This is a genomic window from Xenorhabdus sp. NBAII XenSa04 (assembly GCF_963866145.1).
Lineage (GTDB): Bacteria > Pseudomonadota > Gammaproteobacteria > Enterobacterales > Enterobacteriaceae > Xenorhabdus > Xenorhabdus indica.
On the sequence record NZ_CAWMEB010000098.1, the window covers coordinates 1 to 2,029 of the forward strand.

Genomic DNA, 2,029 nt, shown 5'->3' on the forward strand with positions numbered 1-2,029 from the left:
CAGGTTGAATACGTGACCGAAATATGAAAGGTAAATTTACTACAATGTTCATAGAGAATATACACCAAGCGCTGTACTTGTTGTAATTTCAGCCCCATAAATTGTTTTCAAATAATCAAGTGCTTCATCCTGATCTGCCCTCATAAAAACACAAACAGCATCAGATAATATTTTGATATTATAGCCGCAAACAAATGCACCATAAGCAGTATGCCGGATACAACAATCGGTATGCTGGCCAGTCAATATCACTTCAGTCACCCCATATCGCTCGAAAACTGCCTCCAGATCTGTTCCATCAAAAGCACCGTAAAAACGCTTGGGAGAAACAATCTCTCGCGCTATTCCAATCGGAGCCAAAGCGTTAATAACTTTAGCTCCGAATGTCCCCGCCATAGCATGCCTGCCCCAAATCGCTATTTTCCGATCTTTTTCCTGATGAGAGTCATTAGAATACACAACCAACCAATCAGGCTGACTCCTGGCATGATTAATCATTTTCTGGATCACAGGGACAATTAGCATTGCATTCGCTTCATTGGCGAGAGCACCAGTCACAAAATCATTTAACATATCAATTACGATGAGTGCTTTCATTTGAGTATCCTTATTTTCATATAAAGAAATATCGGTTAGAAATGAAACCACTGCTTATAATTCACCACATATCAGAAAATATCTACTCCAAGATCATATTGTTTAAGCAACCTTATTATTTTACTTTTATTTCAACAGACAACCTTATTACTTATTATTCAGGGCTCTATTGAACATTAATTCATTCACTTGTACTAAAGCTTTTTCATGAACATTATGATATATAAAATACATTTATACTAAAAATCACCATAAAAAATGAAGATAAAAGTTGCACTTATTGATGACCATGCTGTTGTTAGATCAGGATTCGCTCAGCTGCTCACACTTGAAGATGACATTACAATAGTAGAGCAATACAGCAATAGTAAAGAAGCATGGCCTGACCTACTGAAAAGAAATATTGATATAGTTATCATGGATATTTCTATGCCACATGAAAATGGCTTGCAACTCCTTGCACGACTGCGTCCTAATCACCCTAATTTTCGTACGATTATGCTTAGCATTTATGATACGGCTGCTCTTGTGCAAACCGCTCTTGATTCAGGAGCTCGTGGCTATCTGACAAAATGCTGTGGAGCAGAAGAACTGGTACAAGCAGTACGAACCGTTCATAAAGGGAAGATTTATCTTTGTGCCGATGCCATGAAGGCTTTACACCAGAAACCGCAAGAGTTGAATGCACTACAAGTACTGACACCACGAGAACGAGAGATATTTAATCTTCTAATTAATGGTGTAAACGCCAGGAGTATTGCAGAACAACTAATGTTGAGCCCTAAAACTGTCCATGTTCACCGAGCCAATATCTTAAATAAATTACAGTGTGACACCACTATTGATCTTGTCCATTATGCATTACAACATCAAATTATTACGGGCTAATAGATGAATTGGAAAGTACGCTTTAGTTTACAGTCTCTGTTTTTATTGATTTTCTATTCTCTTACTTGGATTTCACTATGGATAATCAGTTTTAATTTGAGTAAAAATGGACAGCAGGCCACTCTTTTTTTACCTCAGGGGTTAAGACTGATCCTTATGATTTTGCTCTGGAAACGTTACCTGTCAATTCTGATTATCAGTGAGAGCAGCATCCTGATATGTTTAAATAGCGAACAATTCATTACAAACTTAGTTATTTTACTCTCTCCTATTATCAGTTTGATAATAGTCTTAGGTATTAAACAGATATGGAAATATTATTCTCTTTATTGGCAGCAACTCTCCATCCTGCTAGCTTCTGTTATCATTAACAGTTTATTACAAACCTTTTTCCTCAGTAGCCTGTTATCCTGTAAATCCAGCCTTATTTTTCTCAGTTCTCTAACTGGTGGAGTTCTGTTATCCCCATTTATTTATCTGATTCTTGCATTCACATAATAAGTGCAACACCGTTATAAACGAAGTAAATGAGTTGATATTCCTT

Annotated in this window: 3 protein-coding genes; 2 read left to right on the forward strand and 1 reads right to left on the reverse strand. The window is 36.7% G+C overall.

Annotation, left to right across the window (positions count from 1 at the left end):
* Positions 1-48 precede the first annotated feature (48 nt).
* Complete coding sequence (locus tag AAC147_RS05585) at positions 49-597, reverse strand: cysteine hydrolase family protein (protein ID WP_072032564.1); 549 nt, start codon at positions 595-597, stop codon at positions 49-51.
* Positions 598-855: 258 nt separating this feature from the next.
* Here AAC147_RS05585 and AAC147_RS05590 point away from each other — a divergent pair, with 258 nt between their 5' ends.
* The gene (locus tag AAC147_RS05590) at positions 856-1,485 is read left to right on the forward strand and encodes a response regulator transcription factor (RefSeq protein WP_047685863.1); all 630 of its coding nucleotides are present in this window, start codon (positions 856-858) and stop codon (positions 1,483-1,485) included.
* Positions 1,486-1,488: 3 nt separating this feature from the next.
* On the forward strand, positions 1,489-1,983 hold the full coding sequence (locus AAC147_RS05595) for an MASE1 domain-containing protein (RefSeq protein ID WP_047685864.1): 495 nt from the start codon (positions 1,489-1,491) through the stop codon (positions 1,981-1,983).
* Positions 1,984-2,029: the final 46 nt, after the last annotated feature.

Coding starts and splice junctions, on each gene's coding strand:
- AAC147_RS05585 (WP_072032564.1), bottom strand. CDS start 597: ATGAAAGCACTCATCGTAATTGATATGTTAAATGATTTTGTGACTGGT.
- AAC147_RS05590 (WP_047685863.1), top strand. CDS start 856: ATGAAGATAAAAGTTGCACTTATTGATGACCATGCTGTTGTTAGATCA.
- AAC147_RS05595 (WP_047685864.1), top strand. CDS start 1,489: ATGAATTGGAAAGTACGCTTTAGTTTACAGTCTCTGTTTTTATTGATT.